Genomic DNA, 26,199 nt, shown 5'->3' with positions numbered 1-26,199 from the left:
TCCGTAGAGAATTCGGGAGCTGCGCCCTCTCGCGGACGACGGTCCCCCTGTGGCAGGGGCGTACGCGAGCACACAACAGCCGCCTATTCTTCCACGGTCTGCGGCCTATGCCAAAACCGGCCGTCGGGGGTCGGCTTCCAGCCCAGGAGACTGAGGATCTCGCGGTCCTTCTTGTCGAAGGCGGAGGCCTCGCAGCGCTCGATCAGGTCGGGCCGGTTGCGGGCCGTCCTGCGGAAGGCCTCGTCCCGCCGCCACCGGGCGATCTTGCCGTGGTGCCCGCTCAGCAGGACGTCGGGGATGCCCCGGCCGCGCCACTGCGGGGGCTTGGTGTAGACGGGCCCCTCCAGCAGGTTCGCCATCTCACCGGGGGCGAAGGAGTCGTCCCGGTGAGATTCGGCGTTGCCGAGCACCCCGGGCAGCAGCCGGGCCACGGCCTCGGTGACGACGAGTACGGCCGCCTCGCCGCCCGCCAGCACGTAGTCGCCGATGGAGACCTCGTACACCGGCATCCGCGTCGCGTACTCGTCGATGACGCGGCGGTCGATGCCCTCGTACCGGGCCGGGGTGAAGATCAGCCACGGCCGCTCGGACAGTTCGACGGCCAGTTCCTGGGTGAACGGGCGCCCGCTGGGCGTGGGGACGACCAGGACCGGGCCGTGGGCGCCGGCCTCGTACCCGTCGGCCAGCGCCGCGTCCAGGGCCTCGCCCCACGGCTCGGTCTTCATGACCATGCCCGGCCCGCCGCCGTAGGGGGTGTCGTCGACCGTGTTGTGGCGGTCGTACGTCCAGTCCCGCAGGTCGTGGACGTGGACGTCGAGCTGGCCGCGCGCCCGCGCCTTGCCGACGAGCGAGACGTTCAGCGGCTCCAGGTATTCGGGGAAGATCGTGACGACGTCGAGACGCATCAGGCGTCGTCCCCGGCGGCCGCGGCCTCTTCGTCACGGCTCGAAACGACCTCGGCGCGGTCGTCGATCAGGCCGGGCGGCGGCGTGATGACGCAGCGCTGCTCCTCCAGGTCGATCTCGGCGACGATCTCCTCCACGAAGGGGATCATCACCTCGCTGCCGTCGGGCCGTTCCACGATGAAGAGGTCCTGCGAGGGCAGGTGCGAGATCTCGGTGATCCGGCCGATCTCCGTACCGTCCTCCAGCACTACGTCCAGGTCCATCAGCTGGTGGTCGTAGTACTCGTCCTCCTCCTCCGGAAGCTCCGTGGGGTCCACCTCGGCGATGAGCAGGATGTTGCGCAGCGCCTCGGCACCGGTGCGGTCCTTGACGCCCTCGAAGCGCAGCAGCAGCCGCCCGCTGTGCACCCGGCCCGTCTCGATGGTCAGCGGGCCCGCCGACGCCGGCTCCGTCTGGAGCACCGCGCCCGGTCCCAGCCGCAGTTCGGGCTCGTCGGTCCGCACCTCGACGGTGACCTCACCCTTGATCCCGTGGGCGCGGCCGATCCGCGCGACTACCAGCTGCACTGTCTTGTCTCCTGTTCAGACGACGACGGGCCGGGGCGGGCGCATTCGCCCTCCCCGGCCCGTGCCGGTGGTTCAACTCTTCAGCGGACCTGGTCCACGTCGACGAGGTCGACGCGGATCCCCCGCCCGCCGATCGCGCCCACGACGGTGCGCAGCGCACGTGCGGTGCGGCCGTTGCGGCCGATCACCTTCCCGAGGTCATCCGGGTGGACCCGGACCTCGAGCACCTGTCCGCGGCGCAGGTTGCGCGAGGCGACCTGCACTTCGTCGGGGTTGTCCACGATGCCCTTCACGAGGTGCTCAAGAGCCTCCTCGAGCATGATCAGGCCTCGGTCGACTCGGCGGCGGCCTCAGCCTCGTCCGCCTTCTTGTCGGCCTTCTTCGCCTTCTGGGTGATGGCCTCGCCCTTGCCCTCGCCGATGCCCTCGAGGGCCTTGGCGAACTCGTCGAAGGAGCGACGCTTGCTCTCCTTCGTCTCCGGCTGGAGCAGCGGCGCGGGGGCGGGGAGACCCTTGTGGGCCTGCCAGTCACCGGTCAGCTTCAGGATGGCGAGCACAGCCTCGGTGGGCTGGGCGCCGACGGACAGCCAGTACTGCGCACGCTCGGCGTTGACCTCGATGCGCGACGGGTTGTAGGTCGGCTGGTAGATACCGATCTCCTCGATCGCGCGACCGTCCCGGCGGGTGCGGGCGTCGGCGACGATGATGCGGTAGTGCGGCTGGCGAATCTTGCCGAGGCGCTTGAGCTTGATCTTGACTGCCACTGGAGTGGTGTCTCCTGAACTTGACGTGGTTGGGCACATGAGATGCCACGTGGGGTTGCGGTACTCGGGTGCCCGATGGACGCGTCAGCCGGAGGAGAGAGGGGTCCTGTGCGACTGTCGAGTACAGCTAGCCATTGTGCCACATGCCTGCGGCGCGCTCAGCCGTGAGGGGTGCCGGACGGAGGCCGGACGGAGCGTCCGGCGGGGGAACGGGCTCAGCCGCACGCGGCGGCCCGTTCGCGGCCGGACGGCCGGGCCCGTCGGCACGACTGTCCGTACGGCCGCGCCCGCGGCTCAGGAGGCGGCGGCCGAGACGGCCACCTCGGGGATGCGGAACGGCTTCATGCAGCCGCCGCAGACGATGGGCGCCTGGGCCAGCACCGACGGGACGACCCGCACGTTGCGCCCGCAGTCGCAGACCGCCTTGACCCGGACGCCGCCACCCGAGGAGCCGTGCCGCGCGGCCGGCCCGCGGAAGCTGCGCTTGGTGTCGGCGGCCGTGGCGACGGTGTGCGCCTTGAGCGCCCGCTGCAACCGCTCCATCGTGGGGCGGTAGCGCTTCTTCGCCTCGGGACTGAGCGAGACCAGCGAGAAACCGCTGCTGGCGTGCGGCTCTTCGGAGTGGTCCAGCCCCATCTCCTCGGCGATCGCGAGGAATCTGCGGTTGTGGTAGCGGCCGGCCCGCGAGGTGTCGCGGACTCCACGGGCGGCGGCGATGCCGTGGACTGCCTCGTGCAGCAGTCGCTCGAAGGAGAGTTCGGCGCCGCAAGCGGACGACGACTCTCCGATCAGGGACTCGGGCGCGGCAAGGTCAGGCAGCTCGGGGTGGTACCGCTGAATATCGGCCCACGCCTGCGCCAGCTCTGCGGCGAGAACAGGTGGTGTCGTGCTCACGTCGTGACAACGAGCCGAGGTGCCCTGGTGTTCCGATTCCGGGCCATTCCAAATTTTTTGCACGTACCAGTCAGTTCAGTCTGATGCGTCCCGACGAGGACGTGTGCGCATATCCCCGGAGGAGTCGGTACGTAACGAGGACCAAGTACGGCCACGCCCCCGGCGCGCGGCCGGGGCCGCACGCCGGGGGCGTGGCTGCGATCAACGGGCGATCAGTACGAGCGCGCCACGATGGCGAGGGTACCGGGAGCGTCGTCCGCCTCCGGGACCGAACCGTCCGCGGCGATCAGGCAGCGCACGGAGACGGCCTGCTCGGCCAGCTTCGCCTCGCCCTCCGGGCCGAGGTCCGCCCACGGGATGCGCGCCCAGCCACCGGCGACGGCGGCCTCGGCGGCCTCCTCGATCGTCGTGACGTCACAGGTGCGGGCCTCACGGCGCTCGCGGGACTCGCGCAGCAGCTGCGCCTGGTCCTCCTCCAGCACCTTGGGCAGGAGGTCGGCCAGCGCGGAGATCTGCACGGCCTCCTTGCCGCCGGGGATCCGGCGGGCCAGCATCGCGGTGCCGTTCTCCAGGTCGCGCGGGCCGATCTCGACGCGCACCGGCACGCCCTTGAGCTCCCAGTCCACGGCGCGGCGCCCGAAGGGCGTGTCCACGCGGTCGTCGACCTGGACGCGGATTCCGGCGGCCTTGAGCTGGGCCCCCAGCTCGCGGACCTTGGCCACGGCCTCGTCGCCCTTGATCGCCATGACGACGACCTGGACGTGCGCGAGGCGCGGCGGCACCCGCAGCCCGTTGTCGTCGCCGTGGGACATGATCAGACCGCCGACCATGCGGGTCGATACGCCCCACGAGGTCTGCCAGACGAGCTCCTGCTTGCCTTCCTTCGACAGGTACTGGGTGTGGAAGGCCTTGGCGAAGTTGGTGCCGAGCTCGTGGCTCGTGCCCAGCTGCAGGGCCTTGCCGTCGCCCATCATCCCCTCCAGCGTGAGGGTGTTGATGGCGCCGGCGAAGCGCTCCTTGGCGGTCTTGCGGCCGAGCACGACGTCGATGCCGAGCACGTTCGTCATGAAGTCGCCGTACACGTCGGTGTGGATGCGCGCCGCGTAGTCGCGGGCGTCCTCGTAGGTGGCGTGGGCGGTGTGGCCCTCCTGCCAGAGGAACTCGCTCGTACGCAGGAACACGCGCGGGCGCATCTCCCAGCGGACCACGTTGGCCCACTGGTTGATCAGCAGGGGCAGGTCCCGGTAGCTCTGGACCCACTTGGAGAAGTAGTCGTTGATGATCGTCTCGGAGGTGGGCCGGACGACGACCGGCTCTTCCAGCTCCTTGCCGCCGCCGTGCGTGACGACCGCGAGCTCGGGGGCGAAGCCCTCGACGTGCTCGGCTTCCTTCGTCAGGTAGGACTGCGGGATGAACAGCGGGAAGTACGCGTTCTGGGCACCCGCGTCCTTGATGCGCGCGTCCATCTCCTGCTGCATCCGCTCCCACAGCCCGTAGCCGTACGGCCGGATGACCATGGTGCCGCGTACCGGACCGTTGTCGGCCAGCTCGGCCTTGTTGATCAGATCCTGGTACCAGCGGGGGAAATCCTCCGCCTGGGGGGTGAGAACGGGTGCCTTTGCCATGGCGCGAATGGTACGGCGCCGGGCGCTCGATGCGTGAATCGGGTGGCGCACTCCTCTGGACGCGGGGGCCGATGGGGAGTTCCCTGGCAACGGGGGCAAGGGGGCGACATGGAATCAGGAGCGCTCATTCGATGACACCGATGCCGACGACGACGCTCGTCGCCCGGGACTGGGCCGAGATCCAGGAACGGATGCTGGTACCGCTGTACGAGGCGGTCTACGACCGGCTGGAGGTCGGGCCCGGGGCCCGGCTGCTCGGCCTGGGGTGCGGGGCCGGGCTGGCCCTCCTGCTGGCGCAGCGGCGCGGGGCCGCCGTCACGGGCGTGGAGGCGGATGCGGCGCGGCGTGCGCTGGCCCGTGAGCGGCTGCTGGAAGTGCGGGCGGACCCGCCGGCGGGTGCGCGGCCGTACGACGTCCTGCTGGCCTTCTCGCCCGGCTCCGGGGATCTGGGCGCGGCCGCCCCGGCGGTCCGCCGGGGCGGCGCGGTGGTCCTGGCGGGCTGGGGGCCCTCGGAACGGTGCACGGTTCCGGTGGTGCTCGGCGCCGGGCCCGCGCCGCGGGACCTGGACGCGCTGGTGGCCGGGGCGGGTCTGGTCCCGGACGGGTCGGGGCGGGTGTTCTGCCCGTTCGGCTACGCGGACGTGGACAGCGCCGTGCGCGGGCTGCTGTCGACGGGGCTGTACGAGTCGGCGTCCGACCCGGCGCAGGTGGAGAAGGAGCTGACCGAGGCGCTTCACCCGTACGAGCGGCCGGACGGCGCGGTGTGGCTGCCGAACATCTTCCGCTACGTCATCGCCCGCGTCCGCTGACCCGGCGGTTCCGCGCCTGACGCTCACTTCGACAGGCGCGGGATGCCGGCGGCGGCGTAGGCGGCGGCTTCGTCCAGGGTCTCGGCGGCGAGCAGGGCCTCGGCGAGGTCGTCGAGCTGCGAGCGGTGCTCCCGCAGGAGGCGGCAGGCCTCCACGTAGCACTCGTCCACGATCCGCCGCATCTCGGCGTCGACGGCGTCGAGCGTCGCGGGCGCGGCGGAGAGCCCGTAGGCGCTCTGTCCGTCGGAGGGGATCGCGGTCAGGCGGCCGACGCGTTCGCTCATCCCCCACCGGCCGACCATGCCGCGCACGAGGTTGGTGACCTGTTCGAGGTCGTTCTCGGCGCCCGTGGTGATCACGTCGTAGACGACCTGCTCGGCCGCCATGCCCCCGAGCGCGCCGATGATGCGCCCGCGCAGGTACTCCTCCGTGTACGCGTACCGGTCGGCGTCGGGGGTGGAAAGGGTGACGCCCAGGGCCCGCCCGCGCGGAACGATGGTGATCTTGCGGACGGGGTCGGCGCCCGGATGGAGCATGCCCAGCAGGGCGTGGCCGCTCTCGTGGTAGGCCGTGCGGCGGCGTTCCTCCAGCGGCATGACCAGCGGGCGTTCCGCGCCGAGCTGCACCTTCTCCAGGGCCTCGGAGAGGTCGGCCTGGGTGACCTCGGTCTGCTTGCGCTTGACGGCCAGCAGGGCGGCCTCGTTGGCCAGGTTGGCCAGTTCGGCGCCCGTCATGCCGGGAGTCGTACTGGCGACCCGGCCCAGGTCCACGCCCTCGGCGAGCGGGATCTCGCGGGTGTGGATGCGCAGGATCGCCTCGCGGCCGCTCTTGTCGGGCGGGGAGACCTGCACCAGGCGGTCGAAGCGGCCCGGCCGGGTCAGCGCCGGGTCCAGGACGTCGGCGCGGTTGGTGGCGGCGAGGACGACGACGCCCTCCGAGCCGGAGAAGCCGTCCATCTCGGTGAGGATCTGGTTCAGGGTCTGTTCGCGTTCGTCGTGGCCGCCGAGTCCGCCGCCGGCGCCGCGCACCCGCCCGATGGTGTCGATCTCGTCGATGAAGATGATCGCGGGGGCGACCTTGCGCGCCTCGGTGAACAGTTCGCGGACCCGCGAGGCGCCGACTCCGACGATCATCTCGATGAACTCGGACGCGGAGGCGGAGAAGAAGGGGACCCCGGCCTCCCCGGCGACGGCGCGGGCGAGCAGGGTCTTGCCGGTGCCGGGCAGGCCCGCGAGGAGGACCCCGCCGGGCATGCGGGCGCCCATCCGGCGGTAGGCCTGCGGGTTCTTGAGGAAGTCGACGACGTCGTTGAGCTCGCCCGCCACCTCGTCGATGCCCGCCACGTCCTCGAAGGTGGTGCGTTTGGCGCCCGTCTCCAGCTCCACCGGTTTCGGCGGGGCCTTGCGGCCCAGGCCGCCGAGGCCGCCGCCCATGGCCGAGCCCATCCGGCGGGCGATGACCACCCACAGCAGGACCAGCAGCAGCATGGGGGCGAGCGAGATGAGGAGGTTGGCGAGGAAGCTGCGCTGCACGACGACGGGCGAGGCGGTCACCGTGACCTGGTGTTTGGTGAGGTTGGCCCACAGGTCGTCGTCGGCGAAGGCGGGGCGCTGGGTGACGAACTTGGTGTAGTCGCCCTTGCCGCCGTCCGGCTTGGGCGCCTTGGCCTTGAGCTGCCCCTGGATGGCGTCGCCCTTGGAGTAGATCTTCGAGACGTTGCCGTCCGCGACCTGCCTGCTGAATTCGGTGTAGGAGACCGTCGGCTCGTCGCCCTCGTTGTAGAACGACAGCACCAGGTTGGCGACCAGGAAGACGATCAGGGCGGCGAGGATCAGCCCGCGCCATCCGCCGGGCATCTTCTTCCTCGGCGGCGGGGTGGGAGGCGCGCCCTCGGAACGCCAGGGGGTGTCGGCCCGGTCGCGGGGCGGTGCGGGGGTGGGGCTGGGCACGGGGCCTCCTTACTGCCGTCCTCCCGGCCGACCATAAGGGAGATACCGGACCATTGCCCCCTGGGGAGCCGCGCCCGGGAACGGCGCAGGGCCCCGGCCGGCTGGTCCCGCTCGGGCCGGCCAGGGCCCTTCCGGCGCGGTGCTCCGCGCACCGCGCCGCCGTCACGTGGCGAAGCGCGTCAGCTTCTTCACTTCATGAACTTCTTGAACTCGTCCGGAAGGTCGAAGTCCTGACCGGGCTGGGCCCCGCCCGCGGGCAGACCGAACGGGTTGCCGCCGGCGGCCGGCTCGGCCGCCTGCGGTCCCTGCTCGCGCCGGGCCGCAGCCGCGGCCTCCTCCTGCTTGCGCTTCATCGGGTTGCCGCTCTTGCGCTTGCCCTTGGCCTGCTTGACCTGCTTCTTCTGCCGGCCGGGTCCGCCGCCCATCCCGGGGATGCCGGGCATGCCCGGCATGCCGCCGCCCTGGGCCATGCGGGACATCATCTTGCGCGCCTCGAAGAACCGCTCGACCAGGTTCTTGACCGCGCTGACCTCGACGCCGGAACCCTTGGCCACACGGGCGCGGCGGGAGCCGTTGATGATGTGCGGGTCCTGGCGCTCTGCCGGGGTCATCGACTTGATGATGGCGGCCATGCGGTCGACGTCACGCTCGTCGATGTTGTTGATCTGCTCCTTGATCTGCCCCATGCCGGGCAGCATGCCGAGCAGCTTGGAGATGGAGCCCATCTTGCGGACCTGCTCCATCTGGGCCAGGAAGTCGTCGAGCGTGAACTCCTTGGGGCCCTTCGCCAGCTTGGCCGCCATCTTCTCGGCCTCGGCCTGCGAGAAGGTCTTCTCGGCCTGCTCGATGAGGGTGAGCATGTCACCCATGTCGAGGATCCGGCCCGCCATGCGGTCGGGGTGGAAGGCGTCGAACTCGTCGAGCTTCTCACCGTTCGAGGCGAACATGATCTGCTTGCCGGTGACGTGCGCGATGGAGAGCGCGGCACCGCCCCGGGCGTCGCCGTCGAGCTTGGAGAGCACCACGCCGTCGAAGCCGACGCCGTCGCGGAAGGCCTCGGCGGTGTTGACCGCGTCCTGGCCGATCATGGCGTCGACCACGAAGAGGATCTCGTCGGGGCTGACGGCGTCGCGGATGTCCGCGGCCTGCTGCATCAGCTCCTGGTCGATGCCGAGGCGGCCGGCGGTGTCGACGATGACGATGTCGTGCTGCCGGCTCCGCGCGTACTCGACGGAGTCCTTCGCGACCTGGACCGGGTCGCCGACGCCGTTGCCCGGCTGGGGGCCGTAGAACGCGACCCCGGCCCGCTCGGCGACGATGCTCAGCTGGTTGACGGCGTTGGGGCGCTGGAGGTCGCAGGCGACGAGCAGCGGGGTGTGGCCCTGCCCCTTGAGCCAGAGGCCGAGCTTTCCGGCGAGGGTGGTTTTACCGGCACCCTGGAGACCGGCGAGCATGATCACGGTGGGCGCGGTCTTGGCGTAGCGCAGCCGCCGGGTCTCGCCACCGAGGATCGAGACGAGCTCGTCGTTGACGATCTTGAGGACCTGCTGGCCGGGGTTGAGGGCCTTGCTGACCTCTTCGCCGCGGGCGCGTTCCTTGACGTTCGCGATGAAGGAACGGACGACGGGAAGCGCGACGTCGGCCTCGAGGAGGGCGATACGGATTTCCCGCGCCGCAGCGTCGATGTCCTGCTCGGAGAGGCGACCTTTGCCCCGGAGGGACTTGAAGGTCGCGCTGAGGCGGTCGGAAAGCGTATCGAACACGGTGGTCGCGATTCCTCGGGTCGGGGGCGTGTGGTCGTCCCCCAGGGTATCGGCCCTTTCCCGGTGGTGGGCCCTGCGGTCCGTCACCGGTCCGGGGCCCACCGCCGGGCGCGCTCAGTGCAGGGCGGTCCCGACCGCGCGGGCGAGGGAGGCGGCGGCCCCGGGAGACAGGGGTTTGCCGTCCGGGTCGGTCACGTACAGGGTGTCCACCGCGTTCGCGCCGAGCGTGGAGACGTGCGCGCTGCGGACCCGGACGCCGCCCGCGTCCAGCGCCCGGCCGATCCGGTGGAGCAGTCCCACGGCGTCGGGGGCCCGCACCTCCAGGACGGTGGCCAGCGAGGAGACGTCCGGCACCACCGTCACCCGGGGCGGCGGCGGGACCACCCCGCGCCGCCGCGGGTACGCGGCCTCGCGGTCGGCCAGCTTCGCCGGGACGTCCAGCGAGCCGTCCAGCGCCCGGACCAGGTCGGTGCGCAGCCGGGCGGCCTCCGGCAGGGCCCCGTACTCGGCGGCCACCCGCCAGCGGAACACGAGCACCTCCCCCAGCAGGTCCGGCAGCTCCAGCGAGCGCAGGTCGGCCGCCCGGACGGTGAGCCGGTGCAGCGCCAGCACCCCGGCCAGCGCGGGCAGCACCCCGGGCTGGTCGGGAACGGCGACGACCAGGTCCACCCCGACCGAATCCTCCTCGTGGCGGGCTTCCAGGGCCAGCACCGGCTCCCCGGTGCGCAGCGCCTCCACCGCCAGGCGTTCCTGTTCGGTGACCGGGATGCCCAGCTCGGTGGTCGCGGGGGCCGCGCCCGTGAGGACCGCTCCGACCCGGGCCACCAGGTCCGCCACGAGCGAACCCCGCCAGGAGCTCCACGCCGCCGGGCCGGTGGCCAGGGCGTCGGCCTCGGTGAGGGCGTGCAGGAGCTCCAGGGTGCCCGCCGACCCGACGGCTTCGGCAACGGACCGGACCGTGGCCGGGTCGTCCAGGTCGCGCCGGGTGGCGGTCTCGATGAGCAGCAGGTGGTGGCGTACGAGGACGCCGAGCACCGCCACGTCCTCGGCGTCGAAGCCGACCCGGGCGGCCATGTCGCGGGCGATGGTCTCCCCGGCCAGCGAGTGGTCGCCGGGCCAGCCCTTGCCGATGTCGTGGAGCAGGGCGGCCATCAGGAGCAGGTCCGGGCGGCTGACGCGGCGGGTGAGGGCGGCGGCCCGGACCGCCGTCTCCACCAGGTGCCGGTCCACCGTCCAGGTGTGCACGGGGTTGCGCTGCGGCCTGCAGCGCACCCGTTCCCAGTCGGGCAGCAGCCGGGTGATCAGCCCCTCCGCTTCGAGCGCCTCCCACACCCCGACCGTCGGCTCGCCCGCCCCCAGCAGGGTGACCAGCTGCTCCCGCGCCTCCGCGGGCCAGGGCACCGGGAGCGGCTTGCCTTGGGCGGCGAGGCGGCGTACGGAGTGCAGCGAGACCGGCAGACCGGCCTGTGCGGCGGCCGCCCCGAAGCGCAGCGCGAGCACCGGGTCCCGGTCGGGCCGGGCGGCGAGGGCCAGCACGGCCTCGCCGTCGGACTCCACGACGCCCTCGGCGAGCGGTGCCCGCTGCACGGCGGGCCCGCGCGTGCCCAGCAGCAGGCCGCGCAGCCTCGGCCGGGCCGCCCGGGAGCGCAGTACCCGCCCGACCTCCCGCCAGGTGACGTCGCCGGCGTACGAGATGACCCGGGCGGCCTCGTACACCTCGCGCAGCAGCGCGTCCGCGTCGAGCAGCCCGAGCCGGGCGGCGACCTGGTCCTGTTCCTGGAGGGAGAGCCGGTCGGTGGCCCGGCCCGTCACCAGGTGCAGGGCGTCCCGGGCGTCCAGGAGCCGCCGGCGCGCCTCCGCCAGCCCCTCGCGCGGGGCGTCGGCCAGCCACGACGCGGCGACGGCCCGCAGGGCGGCGGCGTCGCGGAGCCCGCCGCGCGCCTCCTTGAGGTCGGGCTCCAGCAGGAAGCGCAGCTCCCCGGCCTTCTCGGCCCGGTCCCGGCACAGGGCGTGCAGCTGCGGGAGCCGTCTGGCCGCCTGGTTGCGCCAGTCGGCCAGGACGGCGGTGCGCAGCCCGGCGAGGAGTCCCGCGTCGCCGGCGACGGGCCGCGCGTCGAGCAGCCCGAGCTGGACCTTGAGGTCCTCGGCGGCGGTCTTGCGGGCCTCGGCCGGGGTGCGCACGGAGTGGTCCAGGGCCACGCCGAGGTCCCACACGGGGTACCAGAGGCGGTCGGCGAGCGTGGCCAGTGCCTTGGTGCCGGTCTTGCCGTCGTGCAGGAGCAGCAGGTCGAGGTCGCTGCGCGGGGAGAGTTCCGCCCGGCCGTAGCCGCCGACCGCCACCAGGGCCGCCCCGCGCACGCCGGTCTCGCGTACGGCCCGCGCGAAGAGGGCGCCGAGCCAGTCATCGGTCAGTGCGGCCAGGGCGGAACGCCGGGAAGGCCCGGACCGCGCCTCCTCCTGGAGGAGGCGCAGCCGGGCCGCGGCGTAGCCGCCGGGTCCCGAGCCGTCCTGGCCGGACGGTTCGGCGGTCGTGTTCTCCACACTCGTCACCCGGGGCTCCCGTCGCTTAGAGCGCGTCCGCGCCGCGCTCGCCGGTGCGGACCCTGATGATCGAGTCCACGGGGACGCTCCACACCTTGCCGTCACCGATCTTGCCGGTGTGCGCCGCGGTGACCAGCACGTTCATCACGTCCTCGGCCGTGTCGTCCTCGACGACGACCTCGATGCGGATCTTCGGTACGAGGTCCACGGTGTACTCGGCGCCGCGGTAGACCTCGGTGTGGCCGCGCTGGCGGCCGTAGCCACTGGCCTCGGAGACGGTCAGTCCCTGGACCCCGAACCGCTGGAGGGCGTCCTTGATCTCGTCGAGGCGGTGCGGCTTGACGATCGCGGTGATCAGCTTCATGCGTCAACCTTCTTGGTCGCGGCGGCGGCGTGGGCGGGTACGGCGGTGCTCCGGGAGGAGGCGCCGCCGCCCGCCCCGCTGAAGTCGTAGGCGGTCTCGGCGTGCTCGACCTGGTCGATGCCCGAGACCTCGTCGTCCTCGGTGACCCTCATCCCGATCGTCTTGTCGAGCAGGAAGGCGAGGAGTGCGGAGGCGAGGAGAGAGTAGGCGAGGACGGCGAAGACGCCGATGGCCTGCTTGCCGAGCTGGTCCAGGCCGCCGCCGTAGAAGAGGCCCTTGGCGTCGGACTGGACGCCTCCGGTGGCGAAGAGGCCGACGAGGAGGGAGCCGATGATCCCGCCGACGAGGTGGACGCCGACCACGTCGAGGGAGTCGTCGAAGTTGAACCTGTACTTGAGGCCGACGGCCATGGCGCAGACGACGCCGGCGATGGCGCCGATGGCGATCGCGCCGAGCGGGGAGCAGGAGCCGCCGGAGGGGGTGATCGCGACGAGACCGGCGACCGCGCCGGACGCGGCGCCCAGGGTGGTGAAGGAGCCGTGGCGCAGCTTCTCGTAGCCGAGCCAGGCGAGCATGGCGGCGGCGGTGGCGACCTGGGTGTTGACGAACATGACGGCGCCGACGCCGTCGTCGTTGCCGAGCCAGGAGCCGGCGTTGAAGCCGAACCAGCCGAACCAGAGGAGACCGGCCCCGAGCATGACCAGCGGGAGGCTGTGCGGGCGCATCAGGTCCTTCTTGAAGCCCACGCGCTTGCCGATGACGAGGATCACGCCGAGGGCGGCGGCGCCGGCGTTGATGTGGACGGCGGTGCCGCCCGCGAAGTCGATGACGCCGAGCTTGAAGAGCCAGCCGCCGGTGCCCCAGACCCAGTGGGCGACGGGGAAGTAGACGAGGCTCACCCACAGGGCGGTGAACAGGGCCCAGGCGCTGAACTTGACGCGGTCGGCGAGGGCGCCGCTGATCAGGGCCGGGGTGATGACGGCGAACATCAGCTGGAAGACGGCGAAGACGTAGACCGGGATGGTGTAGCCGTCCCAGAGCTCGGTGATGCCGATGCCGCTGAGTCCGACGTAGTCGGAGTTCCATCCGATGAGCGAGCCCGCGTCGGTCCCGAAGGCGAGGCTGAATCCGTAGAGGACCCACAGGATCGTGACGATCCCGAGGCTGATGAAGCTCATCATGAGCATGTTGAGGCTGCTCTTGACGCGGACCATGCCCCCGTAGAAGAAGGCCAGTCCCGGGGTCATCAGCATGACCAGGGCGGAGCAGATGAGCATGAACCCGGTGTTCGCGGCAGACAGGGCCGGGGCGTCTGCCGCGAGGGTCGTGATGGCTGATGCCATCGGCGTCTCCTCGTCGTCGGTACGTTCGCGTGCGGGCGATCGTGGCTACCTAAGCGGCGCGGGGCATAAGGCCTGCTGGTGTGGGCCTAGAGGCTGGCCGGTTAATGACCCTGAGATTCGCGCAGCCCGGTTTCCGGCGCCACCGCTCGATGTTTCGCCGCCGTGACGAAGACGTCCGGGCTGTTACGGCACGATGAACACGGCAAGCATCATGTGAGGAGCCACGACGGCGAGCCGGCGCCTCCGCGAGAGCTGCGCCGGTTCAGGCACAAAGGCAGGCCGGCCGCGGCGGGGACCCGGGTGGCCTGGCTGGGGGAGCCTGTTCGGGCTTCACGGGGTCGGCCGCCGCGGCCGGGGCTTCGAAGGGACGGCTGCCAGGGCCGTCAGACGGCCTCCGCGGCTTCGGGGAGCCGGGAGGCGAGGTGGTCGGTCAGCCTGACCACGTCGGCGACGTCGCCGTACTCACGGGCCGCGGTGTCGACGGTCTTGCGCAGGCGGGTGTTCACCCGTTCGGACCGTACTTTTCGCGCCACGTCCAGGGCCTGGTCGACCAGGACGGTCGCCTGCTCGGGCTCGCGCTGGAGGAGGTGGACGGTGGCCATGCCGATGAGGTTCAGGGCGTACGAGCGCTGGTGCTCGGGGTCCTTGGCGAACAGCTCGACGGCCCGTTCCATGACGGGTTCGGCGAGGGAGGCGTAGGTGGGGCTGCGCCCGGCCACGTACGCCAGGTCCCGGTAGGAGTGGGAGTTCTCGCCGTTGAGCTCGGCTTCGGAGAAGAAACGGATCCAGTCGGGCTCGGGCTCGTCGCCGCCGAGACCGACGTCGCCGAAGGTGTCCTCGGCCATCCGCACGGCGCGCTTGCAGCGGCTGGGCTGGCCCATGTTGGCGTAGGCGCGGGCCTCCATCGCATACAGCATGGCCTGGGTGCGGGGCCCGGCGCAGTCGCGGCTTCCGTACTGGGCGAGGTGGATGAGTTCCAGGGCGTCCTCGGGGCGTCCGAGGTGGATCATCTGGCGGCCCATGTTGGAGAGGATGTACGAGCCGAGGGGCTTGTCACCGCCCTCCTTGGCGGCGTGCAGCGCGAGGACGAAGTACTTCTGCGCGGTGGGGTGCAGTCCGATGTCGTAGCTCATCCAGCCGGCCAGTTCGGCGAGTTCGGCCGCGACCTTGAACAGTCGTTTCATCACGGGGGCCGGGTGGCTCTCCTGGAGCAGGTCGGTGACCTCGTGGAGCTGTCCGACGACCGCCTTGCGGCGCAGACCACCGCCGCACTGGGCGTCCCACTGGCGGAACATCACGGTGGTGGCTTCGAGCAGGTCGAGTTCCGGATCGGAGAGCCCGGCCGGCCGGTAGCCCGCGAGGGCCGCGGGCCCGCTCTCGGTGCGCGATCCGGGGTCGGCGGCCGGGACCGGCACGAGCCAGCGCTGCATGGGCTCGATGAGGGCGGGACCTGCGGAAAGGGCGAGCGAGGTCCCGAGGAAGCCGCGGCGGGCGAGCATCAGGTCGCTGCGGGAGAACTCGCTGAGCAGCTCGACGGTCTGCGGTCCGGCCCAGGGCAGGTCGACGCCGGACACGGAGGGGGTCTGGTGCGCGGTGCGCAGGCCGAGCTGTTCGATGGCGACGACGGAGCCGAAGCGTTCGGAGAACAGTTCGGACAGGATGCGCGGGACGGGTTCGCGGGGCTGTTCGCCGTCGAGCCAGCGCCGCACGCGCGAGGTGTCGGTGCTGATGTGGTGGGCGCCCATCTGGCGGGCCCGGCGGTTGACCTGGCGGGCGAGTTCGCCCTTGGACCAGCCGCTGCGCACGAACCAGGAGGTCAACTGCTCGTTGCGGACGACCGTCTCGCAGGACGCCTCCGAAGGCGCGGGCGACTGCCCGTTCGTTCCGCTTGCGCCGTTGCCGCTCACTGGAACGCCCCCATCCGTTAAGCCTCTTCCGCACAAACCCTGGCCGGTTCGGCGGTCGCCGCCAGGGACTTCACAAGTCCTTCACCCATTGCCTCCGGCATAACCACGGATGGGCTTGCCGACGGGGTTCGTGCACCGAAAGTAATCCTACGATCACCCCTCGCGCGAGGCGGGCCGTGGAAACGCCACCATTCGCCACCCCTTCGAATGAACTCGCCACCGGCCAGGCGCGATTCACTTGACAGGAAGGCGAAACGGAATGGTTGGACGGGAGTGCGGCCGGGGCGCGCGCGGCGAGGAGTGCGCCGGGCGGCCCGGAGGCGAGCCGCACCCCCGCCCCACCGGACAGCAGGTCTCGCCGGCGTCGTAACCACCGGCGCGTCCGACCCGTTGGAGGGGGCATGGGCATGGGCTTCACGATCGGCATCAGCCGCAGCACCAAGGAGTTCCGTTCCGGCTCGCGGCGGCGCGGACGGGCCTCGGAGTGCACGGCGGTAGCGGAGTACACCGGACTGTGGGGCTGGGACGCGGTCCCCGGCGCCCGCGCCGCGGCGCCCGGCCGTGACTGCTCCTGCGGTCATACGAATTGCCCCGCGCCGGGGGCGCACCCGCTGGACTTCGCCCCCACCGTGCCCGCGGGGGCGACCCTGGACGAGGTCGCCGAGATCTGGGACGAATACCCGGGCGCCGCGGTCCTGCTCCCCGTCGGCCGCGTCTTCGACGTCATCGAGGTGTCCGAGGAGGCCGGCCGGCGCGCGCTGGTCCGGCTGGAGCGGATGGGCCTGCCGCTCGGACCGGTCACCGTGACCCCGGACGGCCGCGCGCAGTTCTTCGTGGCGCCGGGGGCGTCGGCCGGGCTGCCGCAGCTGCTCTACCGGATGGGCTGGGACGACGCCGATCTGGACCTGCGCGCCCTGGGGACCGGTGCCTTCCTGACGGCCCCGCCCTCCGACCACGCGGGCCTCGGCCCGGCGCTGTGGCTGCGCGCGCCCGCGCTCGACTGCGTGGGCGGCCCGCCGCAGGCCCGGCTGCTGCTCGGGACGCTCGCGTACATCTGCCACCGCTTCCGCCGCTGAACCCCGTCCGCAGACCAGTGCCCCCGCGTCCGGACCGGATGCGGGGGCACTGGCTGCGAGCGTACGGCGGTGCGGGCGCGGGCCCTCAGTCGCCGATCAGGGCGTCGACGAACGCCTGGGGCTCGAAGGGGGCCAGGTCGTCCGGGCCCTCGCCGAGGCCGATGAGCTTGACCGGGACGCCCAGCTCGCGCTGGACGGCCACGACGATGCCGCCCTTCGCGGTGCCGTCGAGCTTGGTCAGCACGATGCCGGTGATGTCCACGACCTCGGCGAACACGCGCGCCTGGGTCAGGCCGTTCTGCCCGGTGGTCGCGTCCAGGACCAGCAGGACCTCGTCCAGCGGCCCGTGCTTCTCCACGACGCGCTTGACCTTGCCGAGCTCGTCCATGAGCCCGGTCTTGGTGTGCAGCCGGCCGGCGGTGTCGATGAGCACGACGTCCGCACCCTCGGCGATGCCCTCCTTGACCGCGTCGTAGGCGATCGAGGCGGGGTCGCCCCCCTCGGGGCCGCGGATGGTGCGGGCGCCGACCCGGTCGCCCCAGGTCTGCAGCTGGTCGGCGGCGGCGGCGCGGAAGGTGTCGGCCGCGCCGAGCACGACGCTGCGGCCGTCGGCGACCAGCACCCGGGCCAGCTTGCCGGTGGTCGTGGTCTTGCCGGTGCCGTTGACGCCGACGACCATCACGACGCCGGGGGTGTCGACGCCGCTCTCGGTCTTCACCGCGCGGTCGAAGTCGGTGCCGACCAGGGTCAGCAGCTCCTCCTTCAACAGCGTGCGCAGTTCGGCGGGGGTGCGGGTGCCGAGCACCCGGACCCGCTCACGGAGCCGGTCGACCAGTTCCTGGGTCGGGACGACACCGACGTCGGCGATGAGGAGCGTCTCCTCGATCTCCTCCCAGGTGTCCTCGTCGAGGTGCTCGCGGGAGAGCAGCGTGAGCAGCCCCTTGCCGAGCGAGTTCTGCGAACGGGCGAGCCGCGCGCGCAGCCGGACCAGGCGGCCGGCGGTGGGCTCGGGCACCTCGATCTCGGGGGCGGGCGCCAGCCCGACCACGGGGTCCTCGACGGCGACCGGCGACTCGACGGCGGTCTGCGCGTCGGGGAGCTCGACCTCCTCGATCGTGCGGCGCGGCTCTTCCGCCGTCGGTGCGGCGTCCTCGCCCACCTGCGGTTCGGCGGGCGGGGCAGTGATGGTCGGCGTGCTCGGCGGCGCCGTGGGCGGCAGCTGCTTCTTCTTGCGGCTGCTGACCACGAGCCCGCTGATCGCGCCGACCGCGACCAGGGCGATGACTACAGCGAGAATGAGGATTTCCATAACCCACCCAGTATGGCGTGAGCCGCCCCGGGGCCCGTGAGCCGGAGCTGCGCCCGGGGTGCGAATCCTCAATTTGTGCTTTTCCGGACGAAAATACGATGATGTACGACTTCCCCACACCCCCCGGAGTCGTACATGCCTGCCGAGCCCGCAGAGTCCGCGGTGGAGACCCGCGGCCTGGAGCCCGTCCCCGACAGCGAGCGCGGCGGCCGTGTCCGCGAACTCGTCCCCACCTGGGTCGCCGCGAACATCAGCGTGCTGCTGCTGACCATGGGCGCCGGGCTGGTGATCTTCAACAAGCTGAACATCTGGCAGGTGCTCGTCGTCGCGCTCGCCGCGCCCGTCGTCTCGTACGGGCTGGTCGGGCTGATATCGATCGCGGGCAAGCGCGGCGGCGCCCCCGGCATGGCGCTCTCGCGGGCCGTTTTCGGGCAGCGCGGCAACCTCTTCCCCGGCGCGCTGATCTGGGTGGCCCGCTGGGGCTGGGAGACCATCAACGCGGTGAGCGGCGCCTACGCCGTCCTGACCGTGCTCGACCTGCTCTTCGGCGTGCGGGCGGGCACCCCGCTGATCGTCGTGACGCTGCTGTTCTTCGTGACCTGCACGTTCGTGGTCTCGGGGCTCGGCATCAACGCGCTGAGGGTCTGCTCGAAGTGGTCGACGTACCTCTTCGGCGCGTTCAGCCTGCTCGTGCTCGGCTACCTGGCCGTGACGACCGAATGGGCCGCCGTCTTCGACAAGCCGGCCGGCTCCACCGCCATGATGATCGCGGGTATCGGCACGATCGCGGCCGGCGGTATCAGCTGGGTCCCCTCCGGCCCGGACTTCACCCGCTACCTGCCGCGCACCGCCTCCGCGAAGGGCATGGTCGGCGCGACGATCGGCGGTGCGGGGATCGTCGTCCTGCCGATGGTGCTGATGGGCGCCGTGATGGCGGTCGGCACCCCCGACCTGGCCGGCGCCGCGGACCCGGTCTCCTTCATCGGGGAGCTGCTGCCGGTCTGGCTGGCGGTCCCGTACCTGCTCATCGCCCTCGTCGGCATGCTGCTGATCAACTCGATGTCCATGTACTCGGCCGGCTTCACCGCGCAGACGCTGGGCATCAAGGTGCCGCGCGCCTGGGCCGTGAGCGTCAACGCCGTCATCAGTCTGGTGTTCGGCTTCCTGCTGATGGTGGTGGCGAAGAGCTTCTTCGGTTCGTTCATCTCCTTCCTGACGCTGCTGGCCGTGGCCTTCTCCGCGTGGATCGGCGTCTTCGGCGTGGACATGCTGCGGCGGGGGAGCTATGACGGCCCCGCGCTGCTGGACACGACGCCGAGCAGTGCCTACTGGTACCGGGGCGGTTTCGCCTGGCAGGCCATGACGGCCTGGGGCGCGGCGCTGGTCGTGGGCCTGTTGTTCACCAAGGTGGACTGGTTCGCCGGACCGCTGTCCGACAGCTGGGCCGGGCGCAACGGACTCGGCTGGGTGGCTGGCATCCTCACCTCCGGCGCGCTGTACGCCGTACTGCCGCGGACCGCGCCGGCGGCGGGGGGCGAGGCGCAGGAGCCGGCGCTCGCCGGATCCCTGTCCAACTGACGCCACGTCAGCTAACGTCCCCCTTCGCCCGCGCATCCCACCGGCGAAGGGGGACTCCGCCATGCCCGTCACCGTGGCCCGGTTCAATCTGGTCGACCCGAACGGCACTCCCGAGAGCCTGCGCGCCCGCTACCGGGCCGCGCTGGAGATGGCCCGGTACGCGGACGACCGCGGGGTCGACACCATCCAGACCGAGGAGCACCACGGCACCGGCAACAACTGGCTGCCCTCGCCCTTCGCCTTCGCCGGCGCCCTGTTCGGGGCCACGCGCCGGATCGCCGTCACCGTCTCGGCGATCATCGGACCGCTCCACGACCCGTTGAAGGTGGCGGAGGACATCGCCGTCCTCGACCTGCTGGGCGGCGGCCGGCTGGTGACCGTCGCGGGCATCGGCTACCGCCCGCAGGAGTACGAGCAGCACGGGGTGGAGTGGGGCCGGCGCGGCAAGCTCCAGGACGAGCTGCTGGAGACGCTGCTCAAAGCGTGGACCGGCGAGCCCTTCACCTTCCGCGGCCGCACGGTACGGGTCACCCCGCGGCCGTTCACGCAGCCGCACCCGCTGCTGCTGGTCGGCGGCAGCTCCGAAGCGGCGGCCCGGCGCGCGGCCCGGCTGGGACTGCCGTTCTTCCCGAGCGCCCACCTCCCGGAGCTGGAGGCGTACTACCGGTCGAAGCTCGCGGAGTACGGCACGGAGGGCTTCTGCATGATGCCCGCCGCCGAGACCCCGCTGCTGCACGTCGCCGAGGACCCGGACCGCGTCTGGGCCGAGCACGGCGAGTGCTTCCTGCACGAGGCGGCCACGTACGCGTCCTGGCAGTCCAAGGACATCCGCAGCGCGGTGCGCTCGGCGGCGCGGTCGGTGGCGGAGCTGCGCGCGGAGGGCGTGTACCGGGTCCTGACCCCGGAGCAGGCGCTGGCGTACGCCCGTAGCGCGGGCGAGGCGGGGAACCTGGTGCTGCACCCGCTGTGCGGTGGGATGCCCGTCGACGAGGGCTGGCGCAGCCTGCAGCTGCTGTGCGAACAGGTACTGCCCCGGCTCAAGGGCTGAGCGGGGCAGTACCTGTCGAAGAGGAGAGGGGTGGTGGCGGGGAGGATTACCCCATCTCCTCCAACGCCTTGCCCTTGGTCTCCGGCACCCACTTGAGGATGAACGGGATCGAGAGCGCGGCGAAGACCGCGTAGATGACGTACGCCCCGGACAGGCTCCAGTCGGCCAGCGAGGGGAACGTGACGGTGATGAGCCAGTTGGCGATCCACTGGGCGGAGGCGGCGACACCGAGCGCGGCGGCGCGGATGCGGTTGGGGAACATCTCGCCGAGCAGCACCCAGACCACCACGCCCCAGGACAGGGCGAAGAAGAGGACGAACGAGTGCGCGGCGACCAGCGCCACCGTGCCCTGGGTGTCGGGCAGGGTGATGTTGTCCCCGGTGCCCTCCTTGAAGGAGAACGCCCACGCGGCGGTACCGAGGGAGATCGCCATGCCCACGGAGCCGATCAGGGCGAGCGGCTTGCGGCCGAGCCGGTCCACGAAGATCATCGCGATCACCGTGCCGACGATGTTGATCATCGAGGTGGTGAACGAGTAGAGGAACGAGCTGCTCGGGTCGATACCGACGGACTGCCACAGCGCGGAGCTGTAGTAGAAGATCACGTTGATGCCGACGAGCTGCTGGAAGACGGAGAGGCCGATACCGATCCAGACGATGGGCAGGAAGCCGAAGCGGCCGCCGAGCAGGTCCCGGAAGGTGGACTTGTGCTCGGAGCGCATCGCGTGCTCGATCTCGGCGGCCCGGGCGTCGAGGTCGACGCCGGAACCCTCGACCTCGCCCAACACCTTCTTGGCCTCGTCGGTACGGCCGACCGAGATCAGGAAGCGCGGGGACTCCGGGATGACGAAGGACATCAGCCCGTAGAGCACGGCCGGGACGACCATCACACCGAGCATCCACTGCCAGGCCTCCAGGCCCGCGATCTCGCCGCGCTGGTCGCCGCCGGCCAGGTTCAGGATGCCCCAGTTGACGAGCTGCGAGACGGCGATGCCGATGACGATGGCCGCCTGCTGGAAGGAGGCCAGCCGGCCGCGGTAGGCGGCCGGGGAGACCTCGGCGATGTAGGCGGGACCGATGACCGAGGCCATACCGATGCCGAAGCCGCCGATGACGCGCCACATGGCGAGGTCCCACAGGGCGAACGGCAGGGCGGAGCCGACGGCGCTGACGGTGAAGAGGGTGGCGGCGATCTGCATGCAGCGGATCCGGCCGATCCGGTCGGCGATGCGGCCGGCGGTGGCCGCGCCGATGGCGCAGCCGATCAGGGCCGCCGCGATCACCTGCGCGAGGGTTCCGGAACCCACGTCGAAGCGGTCGCGGATCGCGACGACGGCGCCGTTGATCACCGAGCTGTCGTATCCGAAGAGGAAGCCGCCCATGGCCGCGGCCGCGGTGATGAAGATGACGTGCCCGAGGTGGTCGGGGTGGGGCGCGCGTCCGCCGCCCGAGGCCGACGCCTGCTCTGTGCTGCTGGTCAAGGTCTGCTCCTGCGTGCCCGGCTGCGATGGCGGGTGGGGTGGTTCCTTCCAGTGGCGCACAGGTGGGGAACCGGCACCACCCGAAGGGAAAAGGCAGCGGAGCAGAGCTTATGTGTTCAGTTCATGAAGTCAACACCCCGGCAGAAGTGCATAGAGATGAGTGGACCTTCACTTCTTGAATGAACAGCGATCGGCTGCGACGATCCCGTCAGCGCAGCCGCTGGCTGATGACCTTCGACACGCCGTCGCCCTGCATCGAGACGCCGTAGAGGGCGTCCGCGATCTCCATCGTCCGCTTCTGGTGCGTGATGACGATCAGCTGGGAGCTCTCCTGGAGCTCCGCCATGATGCGGATGAGCCGCTGCAGGTTGGTGTCGTCAAGGGCTGCCTCCACTTCGTCCATCACGTAGAACGGGCTGGGCCGGGCCTTGAAGATGGAGACCAGCAGGGCCACGGCCGTCAGCGAACGCTCCCCGCCGGAGAGCAGGGAGAGCCGCTTGACCTTCTTGCCCGGCGGCCGGGCCTCCACGTCCACCCCGGTGGCCAGCATGTCGTCCGGATCAGTGAGGACGAGCCTGCCCTCGCCGCCCGGGAACAAACGCGCGAAGACGCCCTCGAACTCCCTGGCCGTGTCCTGGTACGCCTCGGTGAAGACCTGCTCCACCCGCTTGTCGACTTCCTTCACGACTTGAAGGAGGTCCGCCCGGGTCTTGCGGAGGTCCTCGAGCTGCTCGCTGAGGAACTTGTGGCGCTCCTCCAAGGCCGCGAACTCCTCCAGCGCGAGCGGGTTGACCTTGCCGAGCTGCTGGTACGCGCGCTCGGCCGCCTTGAGGCGTTTCTCCTGGCGGGCGCGGTCGAAGGGGCCGGGGCGGTTGCGGGGGTGCTCAGGGTCCTCGGGGAGCTCCTCGCCCTCGGCGGGCGGCGACGGGGGGACGGGCTGGTCCGGCCCGTACTCGGCCACCAGACCGGCCGCCTCCACCCCGAACTCCTCCAGGGCCCGGCTCTCCACCTGCTCGATCCGCATCCGCTTCTCGGCGCCGAGCACCTCGCCCCGGTGCACGGAGTCGGTGAGCTTGTCCAGCTCCCCCTTGAGGTCGCGCCCCCGGGCGCGGGCATCGGCCAGTTCCCGTTCCCGCAGGCCCTTGGCCTGCTCGGCGAGGGTGCGCTCCAGCTCCGCGCGCCCGATCGACACCTCCAGGTGCGCGAGCAGCTGCCGGGCCCCGTCGGTCACCGCCCGGCCCACCTCGGCCTCGTGGCGCAGCCGGCGGCGGCGGCGTTCCGCCCGGGTGCGGGCCTCGCGTTCGGCGCGGGCCGCGCGGTCGAGGGAGTCGGCGCGGCCGGCCAGGCCCTTGACCCGTTCCTCGTGGGTCCGCAGCTGGAGCCGTGCCTCCATCTCGGTCTGCCGGGCGTTGGCGCCATCGGCGGCGAGCCGGTCCCGGGAGGAGGTGTCGGGCTCTTCGTCCACCGGCGTCTCCTCGGCGATCGCGAGCCGCTCTGCGCACTCCTCGACCTCCAGGCGGGCCTGGTCCAGCGCGTCCTGCGCCCGGGCCGCGGCGGCGGCGCTGCGCTCGGCCTCGCCCGCGGCGCCCTTGGCCTGCCCGGCGAGCCGGCCGAGCTGCTGCGCGACCTGGGCCCTGGCCTGCTCCCCGGCGCGGCGCCGCTCGGCCAGCTCCTCCACGAGGGCTGCCGCGGCGCGGCGCCGGTCCTGCGCGGCGGCCTGGGCGGCGCCGAGTTCCGCGCAGGCGGCGTCCAGGCGGGTGAGCTCGGCGTCTGCCTCGTCGACGGCGGCCTGCACTTCGAGGAGGCTCGGCGCGCCGGCGGAGCCGCCGTGGGCGATGTGGGTCCCGAGCACGTCCCCGTCGGCGGTCACCGCGACCAGCTCGGGATGCTCGGCGACGACCGCCTCGGCCTGCGCCAGGGTCCCCACGACGACGTACCCCCGCAACACCCACCCCACGGCCCGCACGACCCCGGCGTCCCCGTCCACCAACTCCGCGGCGGGCACGGCCTGCTGCGTCCCCGCGTCCACCCGCACGCCGCCCGCCGGGCACGGCGCGCAGGCCCCGCCGGGGGCATGGGCCGCAGGACCGGCCTGCGGCGCGGACTGCGCCGGAGCCCCGTCGCGGGTCTCGACGCCCGCCCCGCCGGCGATCTCACCGGGGGCGTCGCCTCCGGCGCTGGGGCGCGGCCCGGAGGCGGCCGGGGGCCGCCCGCCGGGGGCGTCGCAGGCGGGGTCGCCGGCGGGGTCGCCCTCCGGCGCGCGCTGCGCCGGGGCTGCGCCCGGGGTGGCGGCCCGGGGGGCGGCGCCGGTCGCGGTGGCGGCGGGGGTGGCCGACTGGGGCGGGACCGTGGCAGGGGGCTGAGGGGTGATCAGGAGGGTGGCGCGGCCGGCGTCGCAGTCGCGCAGGTGGCGGAGGGCGTCGGCCGCCGCGGACGGGGAGGCGACCGCCACCGCGTCGGCCGCCGCGCCCAGCGCCGCCGCCACCGCGACCTCGTACCCCGCAGCCACCCGCACCCGTTCGGCCGCCGGCCCCAGCAGCCCGCCCAGCCGGGCCGCCAGCAGCGCTCCCGTACCGTCCTTGCGCCGCAGCCCCAGCGCCAGCGCGTCCCGCCGCGCCGACACCGCCGCCCGCGACCGCTCCGCCGCTGTCAGCGCCTCGCGCGCCGCGGCCAGCGCCGCCTCCGCCTGTTCCAGCCCGGTCCGCGCCGCCTGGTACTCCGCCTGCTCCGACGGTTCGTCCCCGCCCGCGACCTCCTCGGCCAGCGCCTCGTACTCCGCCTGCGCGGCCTCCGCCCGGCGGTGCGCCTCGTCCCGCGCCGCGACCAGCCGGTCGATCTCCGCCTGCGCCGCACCCGCCCGCGACCGCGCGGCGCCCAGCCGTCCGGTCAGCCGGGCCAGGCCCTCGCGCCGGTCGGCGATGGCCCGCGCCGCGTCCCGCAGCCGCCGCTCCTCCTCGGCCAGCGCCCGCTCCAGCTCCGCCCGGTGCTCGACGGTGTCCTCCAGCGCCCGCGACGCCGCCTCCAGCGCCGCCGTCAGCTCCGCCTCCTGCTCGCGGATCCGCTCGGCCTCCCGTTCCAGCTCCTCGGGGTCGCGGCCGCGCCGTTCCTCCTCCACCGGCGCCGAGGCCGACTTGACCCGTGCCTCGGCCAGCGACGCCGTCCCCCGTACCCGTTCGGCGAGCTGGGACAGCTCGTACCAGGTGCGCTGCGCCCGCTGCAGCCGTGGCGCGAGGTCACGTACCGCTTCCTCCAGCTCCGCCTCGCGCCGCACCGCACCCGCGAGTTCCCGCTCCGCCGACTCCTTGCGCTCCTTGAGCGCGGCCTCGTCGGCGATCTCCGCTTCCAGCGCCCCCCGCAGCGCGACGAGGTCGTCGGCGAGCAGCCTCAGCCGCGCGTCCCGCAGGTCCGCCTGGATCACCGCTGCCCGGCGGGCCACCGCCGCCTGCCGCCCGAGCGGCTTCAACTGGCGGCGCAGCTCGTCCCCCAGGTCCTGCACGCGGGCGAGGTTGGCCTGCATCGCGTCCAGCTTCCGCAGCGCCTTTTCCTTGCGCTTGCGGTGCTTCAACACCCCGGCCGCCTCCTCGATGAAGGCGCGGCGGCCCATCGGGTCGGCGTGCAGGACGGAGTCCAGCTGCCCCTGTCCGACGATCACGTGCATCTCGCGGCCGATGCCGGAGTCGGAGAGCAGCTCCTGGATGTCGAGCAGGCGGCAGGTGTCCCCGTTGATCTGGTACTCGCTGCTGCCGCCGCGGAACATGATCCGGGTGAGGGTGACCTCGGCGTACTCGATGGGCAGGGCGCCGTCGGAGTTGTCGATGGTCAGGGACACCTCGGCGCGGCCGAGCGGCGGCCGGCCCGTCGTGCCGGCGAAGATGACGTCCTCCATCTTTCCGCCGCGCAGGGACTTGGCCCCCTGTTCCCCCATGACCCAGGACAGCGCGTCCACCACGTTGGACTTGCCCGACCCGTTCGGGCCCACGACGCAGGTGATCCCGGGTTCGAACCGCAGGGTGGTGGCGGATGCGAAGGACTTGAAGCCACGCAGGGTCAGGGACTTGAGGTGCACGCCGCCGGACTCTACCTTTCACCTTCGGTTTCGCCCCGGAAGGTCTCGGGCAGATCAGACGCTGAAGGAAACGGCCCCCATCCGGCCCAGTGCCCCCGATCGGCGCACGGGTCACCGGCCCGGGACGGCTGCGCAGAGGAAGGGACGGCCGCGGAAGGGAAGAGGCGAGGGCGAAGAGGCCGCGGCGAAGAGGCGGCGGCAAGGAAGAAGGGA

The 26,199-nt window shown here is 72.3% G+C and carries 19 protein-coding genes; 4 read left to right on the top strand and 15 right to left on the bottom strand.

Annotated features, from left to right (window positions below; genetic code table 11):
• Positions 1–83: 83 nt before the first annotated feature.
• From trmD to proS, 6 genes are all read right to left on the bottom strand, one after another.
• Complete coding sequence (gene trmD / locus OHA81_RS22765; protein ID WP_329198685.1) at positions 84–905, bottom strand: tRNA (guanosine(37)-N1)-methyltransferase TrmD; 822 nt, start codon at positions 903–905, stop codon at positions 84–86.
• The gene (rimM, locus tag OHA81_RS22760) at positions 905–1,471 is read right to left on the bottom strand and encodes a ribosome maturation factor RimM (protein WP_329198683.1); all 567 of its coding nucleotides are present in this window, start codon (positions 1,469–1,471) and stop codon (positions 905–907) included. Before rimM ends, trmD begins: the two co-directional genes overlap by 1 nt.
• An 80-nt stretch (positions 1,472–1,551) precedes the next feature.
• A complete protein-coding gene (locus OHA81_RS22755; protein ID WP_030011889.1) occupies positions 1,552–1,791 on the bottom strand; it encodes an RNA-binding protein in 240 nt (79 codons plus the stop codon).
• Positions 1,792–1,793: 2 nt separating this feature from the next.
• Positions 1,794–2,234 (bottom strand): 30S ribosomal protein S16, encoded by a 441-nt coding sequence (gene rpsP / locus OHA81_RS22750; protein ID WP_136213353.1) that lies wholly within the window; start codon positions 2,232–2,234, stop codon positions 1,794–1,796.
• Positions 2,235–2,528: 294 nt separating this feature from the next.
• Positions 2,529–3,128: a hypothetical protein gene (locus OHA81_RS22745; protein ID WP_136213352.1), complete on the bottom strand. Its 600-nt coding sequence runs from the start codon at positions 3,126–3,128 to the stop codon at positions 2,529–2,531.
• 212 nt (positions 3,129–3,340) lie between these two features.
• A complete protein-coding gene (proS, locus tag OHA81_RS22740; protein ID WP_329198680.1) occupies positions 3,341–4,753 on the bottom strand; it encodes a proline--tRNA ligase in 1,413 nt (470 codons plus the stop codon).
• A 140-nt stretch (positions 4,754–4,893) separates the two neighbouring features.
• On the opposite strand from proS, the gene OHA81_RS22735 reads away from it, so the two are divergent.
• On the top strand, positions 4,894–5,562 hold the full coding sequence (locus OHA81_RS22735) for a methyltransferase type 11 (RefSeq protein ID WP_329198678.1): 669 nt from the start codon (positions 4,894–4,896) through the stop codon (positions 5,560–5,562).
• Between the two features lie 23 nt (positions 5,563–5,585).
• Here OHA81_RS22735 and ftsH read toward each other — a convergent pair whose 3' ends face one another.
• The 6 genes from ftsH to nsdA all read right to left on the bottom strand — a co-directional run bounded on the left by ftsH (position 5,586) and on the right by nsdA (position 15,429).
• Positions 5,586–7,511 (bottom strand): ATP-dependent zinc metalloprotease FtsH, encoded by a 1,926-nt coding sequence (gene ftsH, locus OHA81_RS22730; protein ID WP_329198676.1) that lies wholly within the window; start codon positions 7,509–7,511, stop codon positions 5,586–5,588.
• A 188-nt stretch (positions 7,512–7,699) separates the two neighbouring features.
• Positions 7,700–9,274: a signal recognition particle protein gene (ffh, locus tag OHA81_RS22725; RefSeq protein WP_329198674.1), complete on the bottom strand. Its 1,575-nt coding sequence runs from the start codon at positions 9,272–9,274 to the stop codon at positions 7,700–7,702.
• A 114-nt stretch (positions 9,275–9,388) separates the two neighbouring features.
• Positions 9,389–11,824 carry a [protein-PII] uridylyltransferase gene (locus tag OHA81_RS22720; protein ID WP_329198672.1) on the bottom strand — a complete coding sequence of 812 codons (2,436 nt, stop codon included), beginning with the start codon at positions 11,822–11,824 and terminating at the stop codon, positions 9,389–9,391.
• Between the two features lie 16 nt (positions 11,825–11,840).
• On the bottom strand, positions 11,841–12,179 hold the full coding sequence (locus tag OHA81_RS22715) for a P-II family nitrogen regulator (protein ID WP_329198671.1): 339 nt from the start codon (positions 12,177–12,179) through the stop codon (positions 11,841–11,843).
• A complete protein-coding gene (locus OHA81_RS22710; RefSeq protein WP_329198669.1) occupies positions 12,176–13,522 on the bottom strand; it encodes an ammonium transporter in 1,347 nt (448 codons plus the stop codon). The genes OHA81_RS22715 and OHA81_RS22710 overlap by 4 nt, the downstream gene beginning before the upstream one ends.
• Positions 13,523–13,905: 383 nt before the next feature.
• Positions 13,906–15,429, bottom strand: coding sequence for a transcriptional repressor NsdA (gene nsdA, locus OHA81_RS22705; RefSeq protein ID WP_329198668.1), 1,524 nt, complete (start codon positions 15,427–15,429; stop codon positions 13,906–13,908).
• Between the two features lie 407 nt (positions 15,430–15,836).
• Between nsdA and OHA81_RS22700 the strand changes: the two genes are divergently transcribed.
• Entirely contained in the window at positions 15,837–16,505 is a 669-nt protein-coding gene (locus tag OHA81_RS22700; protein ID WP_329198666.1) for a bifunctional DNA primase/polymerase, read from the top strand.
• 85 nt (positions 16,506–16,590) lie between these two features.
• On the opposite strand, the gene ftsY is transcribed toward OHA81_RS22700, so the two are convergent.
• Positions 16,591–17,814 carry a signal recognition particle-docking protein FtsY gene (gene ftsY / locus OHA81_RS22695; RefSeq protein WP_329198664.1) on the bottom strand — a complete coding sequence of 408 codons (1,224 nt, stop codon included), beginning with the start codon at positions 17,812–17,814 and terminating at the stop codon, positions 16,591–16,593.
• A 135-nt stretch (positions 17,815–17,949) separates the two neighbouring features.
• Here ftsY and OHA81_RS22690 point away from each other — a divergent pair, with 135 nt between their 5' ends.
• Together OHA81_RS22690 and OHA81_RS22685 are read left to right on the top strand one after the other, a co-directional pair.
• Positions 17,950–19,392, top strand: a complete 1,443-nt coding sequence (locus OHA81_RS22690) for a cytosine permease (protein ID WP_329198662.1) — start codon at positions 17,950–17,952, stop codon at positions 19,390–19,392.
• Between the two features lie 61 nt (positions 19,393–19,453).
• Positions 19,454–20,440 carry an LLM class flavin-dependent oxidoreductase gene (locus tag OHA81_RS22685; protein ID WP_329198660.1) on the top strand — a complete coding sequence of 329 codons (987 nt, stop codon included), beginning with the start codon at positions 19,454–19,456 and terminating at the stop codon, positions 20,438–20,440.
• 46 nt (positions 20,441–20,486) lie between these two features.
• On the opposite strand, the gene OHA81_RS22680 is transcribed toward OHA81_RS22685, so the two are convergent.
• Positions 20,487–21,920: a sugar porter family MFS transporter gene (locus OHA81_RS22680; RefSeq protein WP_329198658.1), complete on the bottom strand. Its 1,434-nt coding sequence runs from the start codon at positions 21,918–21,920 to the stop codon at positions 20,487–20,489.
• Between the two features lie 208 nt (positions 21,921–22,128).
• Positions 22,129–25,986 (bottom strand): chromosome segregation SMC family protein, encoded by a 3,858-nt coding sequence (locus OHA81_RS22675; RefSeq protein ID WP_329198656.1) that lies wholly within the window; start codon positions 25,984–25,986, stop codon positions 22,129–22,131.
• Positions 25,987–26,199 lie beyond the last annotated feature (213 nt).

This window comes from Streptomyces sp. NBC_00667 (genome assembly GCF_036226825.1).
Taxonomy (GTDB): Bacteria; Actinomycetota; Actinomycetes; order Streptomycetales; family Streptomycetaceae; genus Streptomyces.
This window is presented reverse-complemented; position numbering and strand designations above follow the sequence as displayed.